We start from the raw sequence: 16650 nt of genomic DNA, 5'->3' as shown, positions 1-16650 counted from the left end.
TTGACAACCTGCCTTCGGCGCTGGGCCTGATCAATGGCGGCAAGCTCAAGGCCCTGGCCGTGACCACGCCCCAGCGCAGCAGCGCCTTGCCGGGTGTGCCCACCATGGAAGAGGCGGGCATGAAGGGTTACCAGGTGTTTGCCTGGTTTGGTGTGGCCGCGCCTGCGGGCTTGCCCGCCCCGGTACAGCAGAAGCTGGAACAAGCGCTGGAGCGCGTGGCCAACCAGCCCGAGGTGAAAGCCGCCATGCTCAAGGCGGGCGCAGAGCCTGCCTGGGCCAACGCGCAAGGCTTGGCCAGCTTCATGCAGGCCGACAGCGCGCAATGGAAAAAAGTGGCGGCCTTCGCCAAGATCACGCTGGATTGATCACCGCGTTTTGCAAAGATTCGTTTTGAGCACTTGATTCTGGAGAGATGACATGACCACAGTGGGTTTGATTGGTTTGGGGGCCATGGGCTCGGGCATGGCCGCTTCGCTGCGCCGCGCCGGGCACAGCGTGCAGGTGTTTGATGTGCGCCGCGAGGTGGCTGAGGCCTTCACGAACGCGGGTGGCACAGCACACGATTCACTGGCCTCTTTGGGCGCAGCGTGCGACGTGGTCGTGTCGGTGGTGGTGAATGCCGCCCAGACCGAAGCCGTGTTGTTTGGCGATGGCACCAACCCCGGGTGTGCGGCCAGCATGAAGCCCGGCAGCGTGTTCGTGATGTGCTCCACTGTCGACCCGAATTGGTCGGTGGCTTTGGAAGCGCGCCTCGAAGCCATGGGCTTGCGCTACGTGGATGCGCCCATCTCAGGCGGTGCGGCCAAAGCCGCATCTGGCCAGATGACGATGATGACGGCGGCCAAGCCCGAGGCCTATGCCGTGGCCGAGTCATTTTTGAACGCGATGGCCGCCAAGGTCTACAAGCTGGGCGACAGCGCGGGCGCAGGCAGCAAGGTCAAGATCATCAACCAGCTGTTGGCGGGCGTGCACATTGCGGCGGCGGCCGAGGCCATGGCGCTGGGCCTGCGCGAGGGCGTGGACCCAGCCGCTTTGTACGAGGTGATCACGAACAGCGCGGGCAACAGCTGGATGTTTGAAAACCGCATGGCCCATGTGCTGGCGGCCGACTACACGCCGCTGTCGGCCGTGGACATTTTTGTGAAAGATTTGGGGCTGGTGCTGGACATGGCGCGCGCCAGCAAGTTCCCGCTGCCGCTGTCTTCTACTGCTCACCAGATGTTCATGCAGGCCAGCACCGCTGGCTTTGCCAAGGAAGACGACAGCGCGGTGATCAAGATTTTTCCGGGCATTGAACTGCCGAAAGGCAAGTCATGAAGATCAAACTGGGTTGCATTGCAGACGACTTCACCGGTGCCACCGACCTGGCCAACAACTTGGTGCGTTCGGGCATGCGGGTGGTGCAAACCATTGGCGTGCCCACAGTGCCGTTGGCGGCCGACGTTCATGCCGTGGTGGTGGCGCTCAAGTCGCGCACCATTCCGGCCGCCGAGGCCATCGCGCAATCGTTGCAAGCCTTGAAGTGGCTGCAAGCGCAGGGTGCACAGCAACTCTATTTCAAATATTGCTCGACCTTTGACAGCACGCCCGAAGGCAACATCGGCCCGGTGACCGAGGCGCTGATGGACGCGCTGGGATGCGACTTCACCATCGCGACCCCGGCTTTCCCAGACAACGGCCGCACCGTGTTCAAGGGCTATTTGTTTGCGGGCAACGTGCTGCTCAACGAGAGCGGCATGCAAAACCACCCGCTCACGCCCATGCAGGATGCGAACCTGGTGCGCGTGATGCAAGCGCAAACCCAGCGCCCCGTGGGTTTGATCGATTACAAAACGGTGGCGCAAGGTGAAGCCGCGATCCGCGCACGCATCGCCGAGTTGCGTAGCCTGGGCGTGGGCGTGGCCGTGGTGGACGCCACCAGCAACGCCGACCTGTTGCTGCTCGGCCCCGCTTTAAAAGACATGCCGCTGCTCACCGCTGGATCGGGCGTGGCCATTGGCCTGCCCGCCAACTTTGGACTGCAGCCTTCGTTGCAAGCGAGCCAGTTGCCTGCGGCATCGGGCCTGCAAGCCGTGGTGTCGGGCAGCTGCTCGCTGGCCACCAACGCGCAGGTGGCGCACTTCAAATCCACCGGTCGACCCGCACGGGCCATTGACCCCGCCAGCCTGATGAACGGGCAAAGCGATGCCGTGGTTCAGCAGGTGCTGTCCTGGGCCGCACCGCTGCTTAAGGGCGGCCCGGTGCTGGTCTATTCCACCGCCGAGCCCGACGCCGTGAAAGCCGTGCAGGCGCAGCTGGGGGTGGCCGAGGCAGGCGCTTTGGTCGAACACGCCCTGGGTTCTGTGACGCGTGGCTTGGTGGCCCTGGGCGTGAAGCAACTGGTGGTGGCCGGGGGTGAAACCGCGGGCGCTTGCGTACAGGCGCTGGGCATTGCGCAGCTGCAAATTGGCCTGCAAATCGACCCGGGCGTGCCGTGGTGCCATGCGCCTTCAGCCCACGGTGGTGTGCACATCGCGCTCAAGTCGGGCAACTTTGGCACCGAAGACTTTTTCAGCAAAGCCTTTACAGTGTTGGCATGAACCTGAATGAAACCCAAGCCCGCGAAGAGGTCTGCCGCGTCGGCCGCAGCCTGTTTGAGCGCGGCTTTGTGCACGCCACAGCGGGCAACATCAGTGTGCGGCTGGACGATGGTTTTCTCATCACCCCCACCGATGCGTGCCTGGGTTTTTTGGACCCGGCCCACCTGGCCAAACTCGACCTGCAAGGGCAGCAAGTCAGCGGTGACAAGGGCAGCAAAACCATCGCCATGCACCGCAAAATTTACGAAGCGGCTTGCGAGCGGGATGCCGACACGCGCTGCGTGATCCACACCCACAGCACGCACTGTGTGGCGCTCAGCCTGAATGCCGTTGGCCCTGAATTGCTGGCGCCCATCACCCCTTACTTTGTGATGAAAGTCGGCCATGTGCCCCTGGTGCGTTACCACCGCCCCGGCAGCCCTGACGCGGCCAAAGAGGTGGCCACGCTGATCCGCCAATACGCCGCTCAGGCCGCACCGATCCGCGCCGTGATGCTGTCCCGCCTGGGGCCCAATGTTTGGCACGACACTCCCGCTGCAGCCATGGCCACGCTCGAAGAGCTGGAAGAAACCGCGAAGCTCACCCTGCTGTTTCCTCACGCCGCACCACTGAACGCGAGCGCCTTGGACGATTTGCGTCAGACTTTTGGCGCGAGGTGGTGATGCCGATGGCTCATGGAACTCGAATCCTGTCCGGGGTCACAAACCCCGAGGTGGGACGCCTTTTTTTCTGAAAGACTCTCATGCCACGCTTTGCCGCGAACCTCTCCATGATGTACCCCGACTTGCCGTTTTTGGACCGCTTTGAAGCGGCGGCGAAAGACGGTTTTAAGGCCGTGGAGTATTTGTTTCCCTACGCCTTCCCAGTGCAAGAGTTGGCAGCGCGCTTGCAGGCCAACGGCTTGCAGCAGGTGCTCTTCAACGCACCACCCGGCGGCACCGACAGCGCCAGCATCACCCAAGCTTGGGAGAGCGGAAGCCGGGGCACGGCCAGTGTGCCCGGACGCGAAGCCGAATTTCGCACCGGCTTTGGCCAAGCGCTGGTGTATGCCGAAGCGCTGAATTGCCCGCGCATCCACGCCATGGTGGGTTTGCGGGCCGAAGGTGCCAGCCCTGAAGCGGCTGACGCTGCGCTCATCAGCAACCTGCAATGGGCCGCAGCCGAAGCCGCTAAGGCCGGGCGCGATGTGCTGATCGAGCCCATCAACACCCGCAGCGTGCCGGGCTTTCACCTCAACCGCCAAGACCACGCGCACCGCATCGTGCAGGCCGTGGGCGCAAGCAACGTGAAGGTGCAGATGGACTTGTTCCACTGCCAGATCGTCGAAGGCGACTTGAGCGCCAAGATTGCACAATATTTGCCCACAGGCCGGGTCGGGCATTTTCAGATCGCCGAGGTGCCGCACCGCCACGAGCCGGGCACGGGCGAAGTGAACTGGACGCACATCTTTCAAGTCATCGACAAAGTGTCGGCCGAGTGCGGCTGGGACGGGTGGATCGGCTGCGAATACAACCCGGCCGATGCCTCGGCAGGCGGTACCTCGCGGGGCCTGGGCTGGGCGCGCGGCTATTTATGAATACGCAGATGCGAACAAGGGCGCGAACAAGGGTGCGATCAGGGCTGTGCACAGCGCAGCGCCTGATGTGACATGACCGATGCCAATTACCTGATTTGGGCCGGGCTGGCAGCGGCCATGGTGGGCCTGTCCAAAGGCGGCTTGCCCACCGTGGGCATGCTGTCTGTGCCCATTCTTTCGCTGTTCATGTCCCCGGTCAAAGCGGTGGTGATGCTGCTGCCCATTTACATCATCTCTGACATGGTGGGCTTGTGGTTGTACCGCAAGAACTTCAGCGCCATCAATCTGAAAATTCTTGTTCCTGCTGGCGTGGGCGGTGTGCTGGTCGGTTGGCTGACTGCATCACTGGTGTCCGACACGGCCGTGAAAATGATGATCGGCCTCTTGGGTGTGGGCTTCGTGCTCAACGCCTGGCGCAAGCGCCATGCCGAGCAAGCACCGAAACCTCCCAGTTGGCGTCAAGGCATGCTGTGGGGCAGTTTGTCCGGCTTTACCAGCTTCATCTCGCATGCGGGGGGTCCACCGTTTCAGGTTTACCTGTTGCCGCAACAACTGTCCAAGCTGGTGTTTGCGGGCACCTCGACCTTGTTTTTTGCCGTCATCAATCTGGTCAAGTTGGGGCCGTACCACGCGCTGCAGCCCTATGGCCCCAACGAACTGATGGGCGCATTGGTGTTGATCCCGTTTGCACTGATCGGCACGGTGGCGGGCGCGTACCTCACACGCAAGATCGCCGACGACTGGTTCTTCAAGTGGGTGCAAGTAGGTTTGCTGTTGATCTCACTGAAGCTGATCTTAGACGTTGCCACTGCCTAAGCCCTGTCAAACCAAACCGCACACCGTTTTTGAGCCTTCCCAATTGCTGAGCGCCTGGCGCAAATTGGTGCCCCGACGCAAGGCGGTCATTTCGGCCACGATGCTCATGGCGATTTCAGGGGGCGTCAAGGCACCCAGATTCAGGCCGACCGGGCCGTGCAATTGGCGCACCTCGGCCTCGCTCACCGCAAAGTCCAGCAAGCGCTTGCGGCGCTGAGCGTTGTTGTGCTGCGAGCCCAATGCGCCGACATAAAACGCGGGGGTGCGCAGCGCCTCCATCAGCGCCAAGTCGTCCAGTTTGGGATCGTGCGTCACAGCCACCACGGCGCTGTTGTGGTCCAGCTGCATGGCCAGCACCAGGTCGTCGGGCATCTCTTTGGACAAGGTCACACCGCTCATGGCTTCCCAGCCCTCGTGGTATTCCACACGCGGCTCGCACACCGTGACTTGGTAGTCCAACATGACAGCCATGGCGGCCAGATAGCGCGACAACTGACCGCCGCCAATGATGAGCAAACGCAGGCGCGGGCCGTGCACGGTGGTCAGGCTTTGGCCGTCAAACTGCAGCTTGTCGCCCTCAGTGGCGACGCGCATGCGCACCAGGCCGGTGGCCATGTCCAGACGGCGCTCCACGCGTTGGTGTTGCTCGATCTGCACCAGCAATTCGCGCAGTTGCGAATGGGCCGACAAAGGCTCCAACACCACCTGCACCGAGCCGCCGCAGGGCAGGCCAAAGCGTCGCACCTCTTCGGCTGTCTGCCCATAGGTCGTGGTGTCGGGCAGGCGCAGGGCCAACTCGCCAGTGGCCACGCGGCGGATCAAATCGTCTTCGATGCAACCGCCCGAAACCGATCCGGCGACTTGACCGTCGTCCCTGATGATCATGAGCGAGCCGGGTGGCCGTGGTGCCGAACCCCAAGTGCGCACCACCGTGCCCATGACCACGCGGTGGCCACGGCTTTGCCAATCGAGGGCGGTGCGGATCACGTCAATGTCGATGCTGTTCATGCCTGTCTCTTTTTTCAGCGGTTCAAATCGTGCGGCCAACCCAGGCTTTGCCCCGTCAACTGCTGCACGGCCTGGCGGTCTTCTTCATTGTCTACGTCCAGGTGGTAGTGGCTATGGGGTGTTTCCCAGTGGTACACGGCTTCGGGGTGGGCTTGCATCCATTGGCGTGCGCCCATGGGCTCGTCGCCCGCCAGGATTTGCGCCATCACCGCGCCAGAAAACACCACTGGGTTGCCGGGCAAGCCTTGCAGGGTCGGTTGCAGCAGCTGCGTTCCAGCCGGGCGCTGCGCAAAAGCCTGCAGCAATGCCTGCACCTCTGGCGTGTTGATCAAGGGTTGGTCGGCCAGTGCCACCACCACCGCATCCAGATCGGGTGGCAAGGCCCGCAAGCCGATGCGCAATGAGCTGACATGACCGTCGTCGGGTTGCGGATTGAGCACCGGCTGAGCAGCCCAGCGAGCGACAGCCCCGTCTTGCAGGATGCGCTCTGCGTGGTGCCCCAGCACCACCTGAATGGGGAAAACGCCCGCCAGTGACAAGGCCTGCAATTGCCGCTCCAGCAAGCTCAAACCGTCCAGCTGCAGCAGGCATTTGGGCCGATGGCCCATGCGGCTGCCCGCGCCGGCGGCCAGCACGAGGCCGCCTGTGCGCAGTGCTGGCCCCGGTGTGGGCCGAACAAGCGGTTTCATGTTCAATCGAGCGCTCCGTATAGGTTGCAGACCGGCCATTGTGACGGGGCAATTCGGCAGCGCTGCCGCGAGGGTGTCACCTCAGCGCGAGACCGCCATGGCCCTCTCTTGCCAAAACCGCTACAGTGTTTTTCTTTTGTGCCGCCACAAGGAGTCCCACCATGAACGCCCCCCTGCACCGCGAAATGCCCGATGGCGCGCTCGACAGCGTACGCGCCTTGAACGACGTGACCCAAGCCTGGGACAGCACCATCCTGCCCGAGCTGAAAAAATACATCGAGATCCCCGCCAAGTCGCCCGCATTTGACGCCGACTGGGCCGCGCACGGCCACATCGAGTCGGTGCTGCGCCGCGCCGCGCAGTGGGTGGAGGCGCAAAAGGTCGAGGGCCTCACACTCGAGATCATCCAGCTGCCCGGTCGCACGCCAGTCATGTTTTTTGAAGTGGCGGCCACCCGCGCCGCCAGCGAGGGCTCGGGCCAGACGGTGCTGATGTATGGCCACCTGGACAAGCAGCCCGAGTTCAACGGTTGGCGCAACGATCTTGGCCCCTGGACCCCTGTTTATGAAGACGGCAAGCTCTATGGTCGGGGTGGGGCCGACGACGGTTACGCGGCCTACGCCAGCATCGCTGCCGTGCAGGCCCTGAAAAGCCAAAATACACCCCACCCGCGCATTGTGGGTTTGATCGAGACCTGCGAAGAATCGGGTTCTTACGACCTGCTGCCCTATGTGGACGCGTTGCGCACCCGCCTGGGCGATGTGGGCTTGGTGATTTGCCTGGACAGCGGTGCAGGCAACTACGACCAGCTGTGGCTCACCACCAGCCTGCGCGGCATGGCCAGCGGCACGCTCAAGGTTCAGATCCTCACCGAGGGCATTCACTCGGGCGACGCCTCAGGCCTGGTGCCGTCGAGCTTTCGCATCATGCGCCAAGTGCTTGACCGCCTCGAAGACAGCGCCACAGGCCGTCTGCTGCCCGCGAGTTTTCATTGCGAAGTGCCCGCCGAGCGGCTGGCGCAAGCCCAAGCCACCGCGGCCATCCTGGGTGACGAGGTGTACAAGCGGTTTCCGTGGGCGCATTACGACTGCGGCGGCTCCACCAGCTTTGCGTTGCCCACCACCACCGACCCGACACAAGCCCTGCTCAACCGCACCTGGACGCCCACGCTCAGCGTGACCGGGGCGGAAGGCTTTCCAGCGATCAAAGACGCGGGCAATGTGCTGCGGCCTTACACCGCCTTCAAGCTCAGCCTGCGCCTGCCGCCGCTGGTGGAAGCGGCACAAGCCGTGGCCGAGATGAAAGCCCTGCTCGAAGACAACGCACCTTACCAAGCCAAAGTCACCTTTGAATCGGGTGGCGGCGCGACGGGCTGGAACGCGCCCGACACCTCCCCTTGGTTCGAGCAAGCACTCAACAGCTCCAGCCAGGCGCACTTTGGCGCAGGCGTGGGCTACATCGGGCAAGGCGGCACCATCCCGCTGATGAGCATGCTGAGCGCGGGTTTCCCCAAGGCGCAAATGATGGTCTGCGGCGTGCTCGGCCCCAAGAGCAACGCGCACGGGCCGAACGAGTTTTTGCATGTGCCTTACGCCAAAAAACTCACGGCGGCGGTGGCCGAAGTGATGGCGCGGATGCCTTGATGAACCTGATTGCACGTCCCTCCTTGCCCCGACCCCAAGTGTTGGGCTTGCATGGCGAGGCGGGCCCACTGGCGTTGTACGACTGGGCCCTGCCTGCCAGCCAACCGCTGGGCACCGTCCTCTTGGTGCATGGCCTGGGCGAACACGCCGGGCGCTACGGCGAGGTGGCAGCGCACTTGCACCAATGGGGTTTTGCGGTGCGCGCCTACGACCAGCAAGGCCACGGCCAATCCCACGGTGCACGCGGTGACATGTTGCGCCCTGGCAGCTTGCAGGCCGATTTGTGCCGGGTGATCGATGACACCCGTCAGCACCCTTCTTTTCAGGGCACACCCCTCATTTTGTTGGGCCACAGCATGGGCGGCTTGGTGGTGGCGCGCACGCTGGCCGAGGGCTTGCGCCCGGTCGATGCGGCGGTGTTGTCATCACCGGCCTTGGGCGCGTTCCCCAACTTGTTCCAGAAAATGCTGTTGGCCAGCCTGCCCCACGTGCTGCCGCACCTGCGTGTGGACAACGGCTTGAAAACCGAGTTCTTGTCACGCGACCCCGATGTGGTGAAAGCCTACCAGGCCGATCCGCTGGTGCACCGCCGCATCAGCGCGGGTCTGGCGGCCTGGATTTTGACGCAGGGGGCTCAAACACGGGCAGACGCAGGGCAGTGGCAGGTGCCCACTTTGCTGCTTTACGCGGGGCAAGACCGATTGGTCAATGCGCAGGCCAGTGCCGACTTCGCGCGGGCCGCACCCGCCGCCGTGCTGCAGGCCGAGTGCTTTGAGGCCATGTACCACGAGATCTTCAACGACCTCTACCGCGCCCAGGTGTTCACCGCGCTCAAGCGCTGGCTGATGGCACGATTTTCTGCGCGTCCCTCTGTTTGAACACCATCCACACCAGCGCCACGCCGGTCAATGCCACTGGCAAGAGCGAGCCGATGTTCAGCCACATCCAGCCCTGTGTGGTGACCAAGGCACCTGATGCGAACGAGGTCACGGCCATGGTTGCAAACACAAAGAAGTTGATGGCTGCCTGACCCCGGTCTTTTTCGGCAGGGGTCCAGGCCTTCATGGCCAGCGTGGTGCTGCCGGTGAACAAAAAGTTCCAGCCCAGGCCCAGCAAGAACAGCGAGATCAGAAACTGGTGCAACTCAACCCCGGTAAGTGCAATGCCGATGCACGCGAAGTTGATGACCACGCCCACCGCCATGATTGGAAGCGTACCGAATTTCTTGATCAGGTGCCCTGTGAAAAAGCCCGGCGCAAACATGGCGATCACATGCCACTCCAGCACCAGCGCTGCATCGTCAAAACTGAAGCCGCACACCTGCATGGCCAGCGGGGTGGCTGCCATCAGCAAGTTCATCACGCCATAACTGAGGGCCGCTGCCGCCGCCGCGACGATGAACACCGGTTGGCGCATGATCTCGCGCAAAGGCCTGCCCGCGCTGTCCCCGGGCTTTTTGGCGGGCACTTCCGGGAAACGGATGAAGGCCATGCAGACCATGGCCAAAATCGCCACGATGCCCAGCGCCATGTAAGCGCCCAAAAACGGCACTTCGTACAGGGTGCGGGTGCGCGAGGCCAGGTTGGGGCCGACGATGGCACCAATCAAGCCACCCGCCAAAACCAAAGAAACCGCTTTTTCCTTGAAGCCGTCTGCCGCCAACTCGGCTGCCGCAAAACGGTACAACTGGCCGTTGGCGCTGTAGTAACCCGCAATGACCGTGGCCGCCACCAGCAGCCAGAAGTTGTGGCTCCACGCGGCATAAGCGGCCAACAAGGCCGAGAAAAAAGCCACGCCCAGCCCCAGCTGAAACGACACCTTGCGCCCCCAGCGCGACTGGCTCTTGGCCACCAGCCCGGTCGACAGGGCTCCACCCACCACATAGCCCATGACGGGCAAAGTCGCCATCCAGCCCAGCGGCGCCATCGACAGACCCACCAAACCGTTGATGGCGATGAAGGTGACGTTGTTGGTGAAGAACAGGCCCTGGCAGAGCGTGAGGAGGAGGAGGTTGGCATTCATACCCTGCAGTGTATGGCCGAATGGGCTTCGGGGTCTGCCCCTAGGCGACTGCGCTCGCCGGTCTGATTTGGGCCGAGCCCGGTAAAATCGCCCCTTTGGTCGGCCCGCACGGGTTTGGCCACCACGGGGGCTGTTTGGCCACCCGCACGATCTTCAGGACCCCTTGTGACCTACGCCCACGAAACCCGGCGCCGCCGAACGTTTGCCATCATTTCCCACCCCGACGCGGGTAAAACCACGCTGACCGAAAAGCTCTTGCTGTTCTCGGGCGCGATCCAGATCGCCGGTTCGGTCAAGGCCCGCAAGGCCTCGCGCCACGCCACATCGGACTGGATGGAAATCGAAAAGCAGCGCGGCATCTCGGTGGCCTCGTCTGTCATGCAAATGCTCTACCGCGACCACGTCATCAATCTGCTCGACACCCCCGGCCACAAAGACTTCAGCGAAGACACCTACCGCGTGCTGACTGCCGTGGACTCGGCCCTGATGGTGATCGACGCGGCCAACGGTGTGGAAGCGCAGACCCGCCGCCTGATCGAGGTCTGCCGTCAACGCAACACGCCCATCATCACCTTTGTCAACAAGATGGACCGCGAAGTGCGCGACCCGCTCGACATCCTGGACGAAGTTGAACGCGAGTTGGGCATGCCCTGCGTGCCCATGACCTGGCCTATCGGCCAAGGCAAATCGTTTGGCGGCATCGTCAACCTGCGCACAAAGGCCATGACCGTGTTCGACTCCGGCAGCGAACGCCTGCCGCAAGACTTCGAAACCATCTCCCTCACCGAGCAAGCCCAACTGGCCGAGCGCTTTGGCCTGGAATGGCAAACCGCCATGGACAGCATGGAGCTGGCCACCGGCGCATCGCCCGCGTTTGACGAAGCCGCCTTCTTGGCGGGCAAGCAAACCCCCGTGTTCTTCGGCTCCGGCGTGAACAACTTCGGTGTGATGGAAGTGCTCGACGCCCTGGTCGACCTGGCCCCCGCGCCCCGGCCCCGCACCAGCAACCTGCTGGTCAACAAACAGCCCGTGGTCAAAGAGATCCAGCCCGAAGACAGCGCGTTTTCGGGCGTGGTGTTCAAGGTGCAAGCCAACATGGACGCCAACCACCGCGACCGCATCGCCTTTGTGCGCATGGCGTCTGGCAAATACACCCCCGGCATGAAGCTCAAGGTGCAGCGCACCGCCAAAGAACTGCGCCCCACCAGCGTGGTCACCTTCCTCTCGCAACGGCGCGAAGCGGTGGACGAAGCCTATGCCGGAGACATCATTGGCTTCACCACCCACGGCGGCGTGCAACTGGGCGACACCATCACCGACGGTGCGAATCTGCAATTCACCGGTCTGCCGTTTTTTGCGCCCGAACTCTTCATGACCGTGATCCTGAAAAACCCGCTGCGCACCAAGCAACTGCAAACCGGCCTCGACCAATTGGGCGAAGAAGGCGCGATCCAGGTCTTCAAACCCGAAATCGGCGGCCCCATGCTGCTGGGCGCGGTCGGTCAACTGCAGTTTGAAGTGGTGCAGCACCGCCTCAAAGCCGAATACGACTGCGACGTGCGGCTGGAAGGCTGCCAATACACCGGCGCCCGCTGGATCACCGCCGACACCCCGGCCGAACTGCGCGAGTTCACCAACGCCTACCCACAGCGCATGTCGCTCGACGCGGCTGGCACCTTGGCCTATTTGTGCACCAGCCCCTACGATGTGCGCCTGGCGCAAGAGCGCTTTCCCAAAATCCACTTTCACCCCCTGCGCGAACACGCGGGCCTGGCGCTGGGCTCGGCCGGCTGATCTGCCATGGGAATCCAAACCTTGACGTGGGGCCACTGAAAATCAGGGATTTATGTTGGCCCAGGGGAGAGGGCGCTTAGCCCCCCAATTCGAGAAACATTTTGACCACCATCTTCTCACCCAAAGGCGTCGGCATGAACCATTCAAAACTAACCGCTGCCGCCCTTGCGTGGTTGGCACTGGCCAGCCCTATGGCCTGGGCCAATGCGCTGGACGGCCGCTGGGTCGGTGCATTGACCTGCTCTGAAAATACTGCGAATCGCGGCCCCGGTTTCACCCTGCCCCTGACTTTAACCCTGACCGGCATGTCGGGTACCTCCGACCGGTCCGACGAGCAGACCGTAGAGACTTATTCCTATCAGCGGGCGCCATCGGGCCAGCTGGACCTCCAGTCCCAAGGCCGACGCCGATCCGACACCGCGACCCGCTGGGTCACACGCCTGAGTGGCCATGCCCCCAACGGCACCCTGGAACTCAAGGGGCAAATGTTTGCAGCTGATGGCAAAAGCCTGGTGCGAGAGCGTTGCAGCGCGTCCCTCACGCGCACCCCAGGCACCCCAGGCACCCCAGGCACCCCAGGCACCACCGCGCCACCCGCCATGGCCCAAGCCCTACAAGCCCCGCCCCGCACCGACCTGACCCACAAAACATTCCAGATCAAAGAGGTCGCCCCCAAAACCCCACCCAAAAACCAGGCAGCCACCACGCCAGGGCCAGGTGGCGCACCACTGGGAGATGGGGGTGTGCTTTATTTACCTGAAGATTTTCTGTTGGGTTCGGGCCAAGCTTGGCACTACCGCACCAGCCCGCGTCCGCAAGCTCAGCCTGTACCCGTCCGCCCTGCCACGCCCATAGAAGCCCCGATCGTCCAGCGCGCCGAGGCATTGATGCAGCAGATCGAATCCCGGGTGCTGGTGTTGCTGGACGCCGGCGAGATCGTGAGCATCACCACCACTGGCGGCATCCGCCTGGACTCACGACTGCTGAGCGCCAGCATGGCCAAGACCATGACCGCTCTCGCTGCGGGCAAGGCCATTTGTGCAGGCCGATTGAGCCTGGGGCAACGTGCTGACGCGGTCATCCCTGCGTTGTCTGGCACCGATTTGGGCGTCGCCACATTGCGCGACTTGCTGATGATGGCCTCGGGCACCACCGAGCCCGGCGAACGCGACTACCTGGGAACCACCGCAGAAGAAACGCGCTTTCACTTCGAAGGCGCAGGCAATCTGGAGCGCTTGCTCGCCACACCCAGCCAATCCTCGGCGCAGCGGGGCTTGTTTTCCAAAATCAAGCCGGGTGAACGCTTCAGCTACAAGTCACGCGATCCCTACACCGCTGCCATGATGCTGGAAAAAACAGCCGGCATGCCTGCCACCCGCTGGGTGGAAGAACAATTGCTGGCCCCTGCCGATGCCGAGCACGCGGCCATTTTGGCGACCGACCGCAGTGGTTATTTTCGGGGCGCCAACGACGGCATGCGCTTGGCGCTGATCGACTGGATCAGGCTGGCCATTCACGTGGACAAGGAGCGCAAACAAGACAGCTGCTTTGGCCGCTTCATTCGGGACATGGGCAGCACCCAAATCCGTGCGCCTGGCTTGGTCAACCACATGTCCGGTTACGGTTACTTCACGTTCACTGAAAACGCCATGACACCGCAAAGCTTTTGGGCCGTGGGCTACGGCGGCCAGCGCATAGGCTGGAGCACACAACCGGACAACGCCAGAATTTTCATGATGTTCAGCAACTCGGCCGACCGCCACATGGACCTCGTCTACCCGATTGCTCGGGACTGGATGCGCCTGGGCAGCAAGCCCAGAAACTGACACCGCAAAGTCCATGAAGTCGGATTCCAGAGCGGGAAGCTGGCGTTGGCCAAGCGCAGCGCCATGGACCCCGGGTCTTCGCCCGGGGTGAGTGCGCCTGTGAAGGCGCTACGTTAGATCAGAAACAGGGGCAGGCCTTGTCGGGGGCGACTGGGGTAACATCCATCGCTATTCAGCTTTCGACGATGTCCCCATGACCGCACTGTCCACCGCACCCGCTCCCATGGATGTTGCTCCGCTCCAGCCCCGCTCGCGTTTGGGCGATTTGCTGGTCAACCAGGGCAAGCTCACTGCACGCGACCTCGACCGCGCCCTCAACGCGCGCGACGAAACCGCCAGCGTGCTCGAACAAGTGCTGGTCAACCTCGGTCTGGTGTCTGAAGGCGACGTCACCCAAGCGCTGGCCGAGCTGCTGCAGTTGCCCTTTGTGGCCGCCGACGAGTTTCCTGATGTCATGCCCGAAGTCGAAGGCCTGCAGCCCGACTTCTTGCGCACCCACCTGATTTACCCCCTCAAACTCGACGAAACCGGTTTGAGCCTGGCCATGGCCGTGGCCGACGACCCCTTTGTGCTCAAAGCCCTGCGCTTGGCCACCGGGCAGCGCATCCACCCCTGTGTGGCCAACCCCTCAGACATCGAAAAAGCCCTGAGCAGCCATGACGAACCCGAGCGCGAAGACGACGACGAGCTGGGCACCGACGTGGGCGACTTTGTCGAACACCTGCGCGACCTGGCCAGCGAGGCCCCCGTCATCCGGCTGGTCAACCTCATCATTGGCCGCGTCATCGACATGCGCGCCTCGGACATCCACCTCGAACCCTTTGACGACGGCCTGCATGTGCGCTACCGGGTGGACGGTGTCATCCGCACCGAAGAAATCGTCTCGCCCCAGCTCAGCCCGGCGGTCAACTCACGCGTCAAGCTCATGGCGCACCTGGACATCGCCGAGCGCCGCTTGCCGCAAGACGGCCGCATCAAAACCCGGGTCAAGGGCCGCGAACTGGACCTGCGCGTGTCCACCATCCCCACCGTGCACGGCGAAAGCGTGGTCATGCGCGTGCTTGACCGCACCAGCGTGCGCTACAGCCTCGAATCCATGGGCTTCGAAGCCGACACTCTGGAGCGCTTCAACCAACTGCTGGGCAGGCCCCACGGTATTTTGTTGGTCACCGGCCCCACCGGCTCGGGCAAAACCACCACCTTGTACGCGGCCCTGTCCAAAATCGACTCGGACGCGCACAAAATCATCACCGTCGAAGAGCCCGTTGAGTACCAGCTCGAAGGCATCAACCAGATCCAGGTGCACCAGCAAATCGGCCTGAGTTTTGCCCGCGCCCTGCGCTCCATCCTGCGGCAAGACCCCGACATCATCATGATCGGCGAAATGCGCGACACCGAAACCGCGCAAATCGCCGTGCAGTCCGCCCTCACGGGCCACCTGGTGCTGTCCACCTTGCACACCAACACCGCCGCCGGCGCCATCATCCGTCTGCAAGACATGGGCGTCGAGCCCTACCTCATCACCTCCTCGGTCAACGGCGTGCTGTCCCAGCGCCTGGTGCGCCGCCTTTGCCAACACTGCAAAGAAGCCTACGTGCCCGACCCCCAAGTCGTCAAAGAAGCCGGCATGGACCGCCTGGGCCTGAGCGCGCCCAAACTCTGGCGCGCCGTGGGTTGCCCGCAGTGCCGTCAAACCGGCTATTCGGGCCGCACCGGCATCCACGAGCTGCTGGTCATGGACGACGTCATGCGTCGAGGCATCCTGGACGGCCTGGACTCGGCCTCGCTGCACACCAAAGCCACGGCGGCGGGCATGCACACCCTCTACGAAGACGGTCTGCGCAAAGTGGCCGACGGCGTCACCACGCTGGACGAACTGCTGCGCGTGACCGAGGACCAGTCCGATGCCTGATTACGTCTGGAAAGCCGCCCGTGCCGACGCCAGCATCCACGAAGGCCGCCTGAGCGCCCCCACCCAGGCGCGCGCCATGCAGCAGCTGCGCAGCCAGGGCCTGACCCTGCTGAACATCCGCGAAGCCGGCACCTCGCTGGTGGCAGAACAAGCCACCCAGTTCAAAAACCTGCACGGCGGTCAAAGCTCACGCCTGTCGCGCCTGCTGTCCAACCAAAACGTGACCCAGGCCGACATCCTGGTCATGTCCAGCGAGTTGTCCATCATGCTCAAAGCCGGGCTGGCGCTGGACAACGCCTTGCGCGTGCTCATTGGCATGAACGCCAAGCCCGCCATGATGGCGCTGACCCAAACCCTGCTCGAAGACGTCAAAAGTGGCCAGCCCTTGAGCAAGGCGCTGGGCAAACACCCGCAGCAATTCAGCGACTTCTACATCAACATGATCCGCTCGGGCGAGGCCAGCGGCCAAATCAGCGCCGTGCTCGAACGCCTGGTCGAACACCTCGAACGCCTCAAAGCCCTGCGCGAAAGCGTCATCTCGGCCATCATTTACCCCTGCATCCTGCTGGGCGTGGCCATCATTTCGCTGGTCGCCATGCTCGGCTTTGTGGTGCCCCAATTCGAAACCCTGTTCAACGACATGGGCGACGCGCTGCCCGCGCCCACCCGTTTCGTGATGGTGGTGGGCAAAGCTTTTACCGAATACGCGCCGGTGATGGCCTTGGTCTTGCTCGCGCTGTTCTGGCTGGTGCGCCGCTGGATGCAATCGCCCGGCGGACAACAGT

General features: G+C 63.1%; 15 protein-coding genes. 12 read left to right on the top strand and 3 right to left on the bottom strand.

Annotation, left to right across the window (positions count from 1 at the left end):
• From ACIQ47_RS10600 to ACIQ47_RS10575, 6 genes are all read left to right on the top strand, one after another.
• On the top strand, positions 1 to 365 hold a 365-nt coding region (locus tag ACIQ47_RS10600), incomplete at its 5' end, for a tripartite tricarboxylate transporter substrate-binding protein (RefSeq protein WP_396438089.1).
• Between the two features lie 52 nt (positions 366 to 417).
• Positions 418 to 1317 (top strand): L-threonate dehydrogenase, encoded by a 900-nt coding sequence (ltnD, locus tag ACIQ47_RS10595; RefSeq protein WP_396438088.1) that lies wholly within the window; start codon positions 418 to 420, stop codon positions 1315 to 1317.
• Positions 1314 to 2579 carry a 3-oxo-tetronate kinase gene (gene otnK / locus ACIQ47_RS10590; RefSeq protein ID WP_396438087.1) on the top strand — a complete coding sequence of 422 codons (1266 nt, stop codon included), beginning with the start codon at positions 1314 to 1316 and terminating at the stop codon, positions 2577 to 2579. The genes ltnD and otnK overlap by 4 nt, the downstream gene beginning before the upstream one ends.
• A 2-nt stretch (positions 2580 to 2581) precedes the next feature.
• Positions 2582 to 3241: an aldolase gene (locus ACIQ47_RS10585; RefSeq protein ID WP_396438090.1), complete on the top strand. Its 660-nt coding sequence runs from the start codon at positions 2582 to 2584 to the stop codon at positions 3239 to 3241.
• Between the two features lie 80 nt (positions 3242 to 3321).
• Positions 3322 to 4155 carry a 2-oxo-tetronate isomerase gene (gene otnI / locus ACIQ47_RS10580; RefSeq protein WP_396438086.1) on the top strand — a complete coding sequence of 278 codons (834 nt, stop codon included), beginning with the start codon at positions 3322 to 3324 and terminating at the stop codon, positions 4153 to 4155.
• A gap of 72 nt (positions 4156 to 4227) precedes the next feature.
• Positions 4228 to 4971, top strand: a complete 744-nt coding sequence (locus ACIQ47_RS10575) for a sulfite exporter TauE/SafE family protein (protein ID WP_396438085.1) — start codon at positions 4228 to 4230, stop codon at positions 4969 to 4971.
• Between the two features lie 6 nt (positions 4972 to 4977).
• Here ACIQ47_RS10575 and ACIQ47_RS10570 read toward each other — a convergent pair whose 3' ends face one another.
• Both ACIQ47_RS10570 and ACIQ47_RS10565 read right to left on the bottom strand, forming a co-directional pair.
• Positions 4978 to 5979, bottom strand: a complete 1002-nt coding sequence (locus ACIQ47_RS10570) for an XdhC family protein (RefSeq protein WP_396438084.1) — start codon at positions 5977 to 5979, stop codon at positions 4978 to 4980.
• Between the two features lie 14 nt (positions 5980 to 5993).
• Positions 5994 to 6668: an NTP transferase domain-containing protein gene (locus tag ACIQ47_RS10565; protein WP_396438083.1), complete on the bottom strand. Its 675-nt coding sequence runs from the start codon at positions 6666 to 6668 to the stop codon at positions 5994 to 5996.
• Positions 6669 to 6829: 161 nt separating this feature from the next.
• Here ACIQ47_RS10565 and ACIQ47_RS10560 point away from each other — a divergent pair, with 161 nt between their 5' ends.
• A complete protein-coding gene (locus ACIQ47_RS10560) occupies positions 6830 to 8311 on the top strand; it encodes a M20 family metallopeptidase (protein WP_396438082.1) in 1482 nt (493 codons plus the stop codon).
• Positions 8311 to 9189, top strand: coding sequence for a lysophospholipase (locus tag ACIQ47_RS10555; RefSeq protein WP_396438081.1), 879 nt, complete (start codon positions 8311 to 8313; stop codon positions 9187 to 9189). Before ACIQ47_RS10560 ends, ACIQ47_RS10555 begins: the two co-directional genes overlap by 1 nt.
• Here the strand turns inward: ACIQ47_RS10555 and ACIQ47_RS10550 are convergent.
• Entirely contained in the window at positions 9143 to 10333 is a 1191-nt protein-coding gene (locus ACIQ47_RS10550; protein ID WP_396438080.1) for an MFS transporter, read from the bottom strand. The two genes, ACIQ47_RS10555 and ACIQ47_RS10550, sit on opposite strands and share 47 nt — an antisense overlap.
• A gap of 165 nt (positions 10334 to 10498) precedes the next feature.
• On the opposite strand from ACIQ47_RS10550, the gene ACIQ47_RS10545 reads away from it, so the two are divergent.
• The 4 genes from ACIQ47_RS10545 to ACIQ47_RS10530 all read left to right on the top strand — a co-directional run.
• Positions 10499 to 12127 (top strand): peptide chain release factor 3, encoded by a 1629-nt coding sequence (locus ACIQ47_RS10545; RefSeq protein ID WP_396438079.1) that lies wholly within the window; start codon positions 10499 to 10501, stop codon positions 12125 to 12127.
• A gap of 134 nt (positions 12128 to 12261) precedes the next feature.
• Positions 12262 to 13953 (top strand): serine hydrolase domain-containing protein, encoded by a 1692-nt coding sequence (locus ACIQ47_RS10540; protein ID WP_396438078.1) that lies wholly within the window; start codon positions 12262 to 12264, stop codon positions 13951 to 13953.
• Between the two features lie 193 nt (positions 13954 to 14146).
• The gene (gspE, locus tag ACIQ47_RS10535) at positions 14147 to 15865 is read left to right on the top strand and encodes a type II secretion system ATPase GspE (RefSeq protein ID WP_396438077.1); all 1719 of its coding nucleotides are present in this window, start codon (positions 14147 to 14149) and stop codon (positions 15863 to 15865) included.
• A partial coding sequence (locus ACIQ47_RS10530; protein ID WP_396438076.1) for a type II secretion system F family protein occupies positions 15858 to 16650 on the top strand: 793 nt, incomplete at its 3' end. The genes gspE and ACIQ47_RS10530, both read left to right, overlap by 8 nt.

Source organism: Limnohabitans sp. (assembly GCF_044373035.1).
Classification (GTDB): domain Bacteria; phylum Pseudomonadota; class Gammaproteobacteria; order Burkholderiales; family Burkholderiaceae_C; genus Limnohabitans_A.
This window is presented reverse-complemented; position numbering and strand designations above follow the sequence as displayed.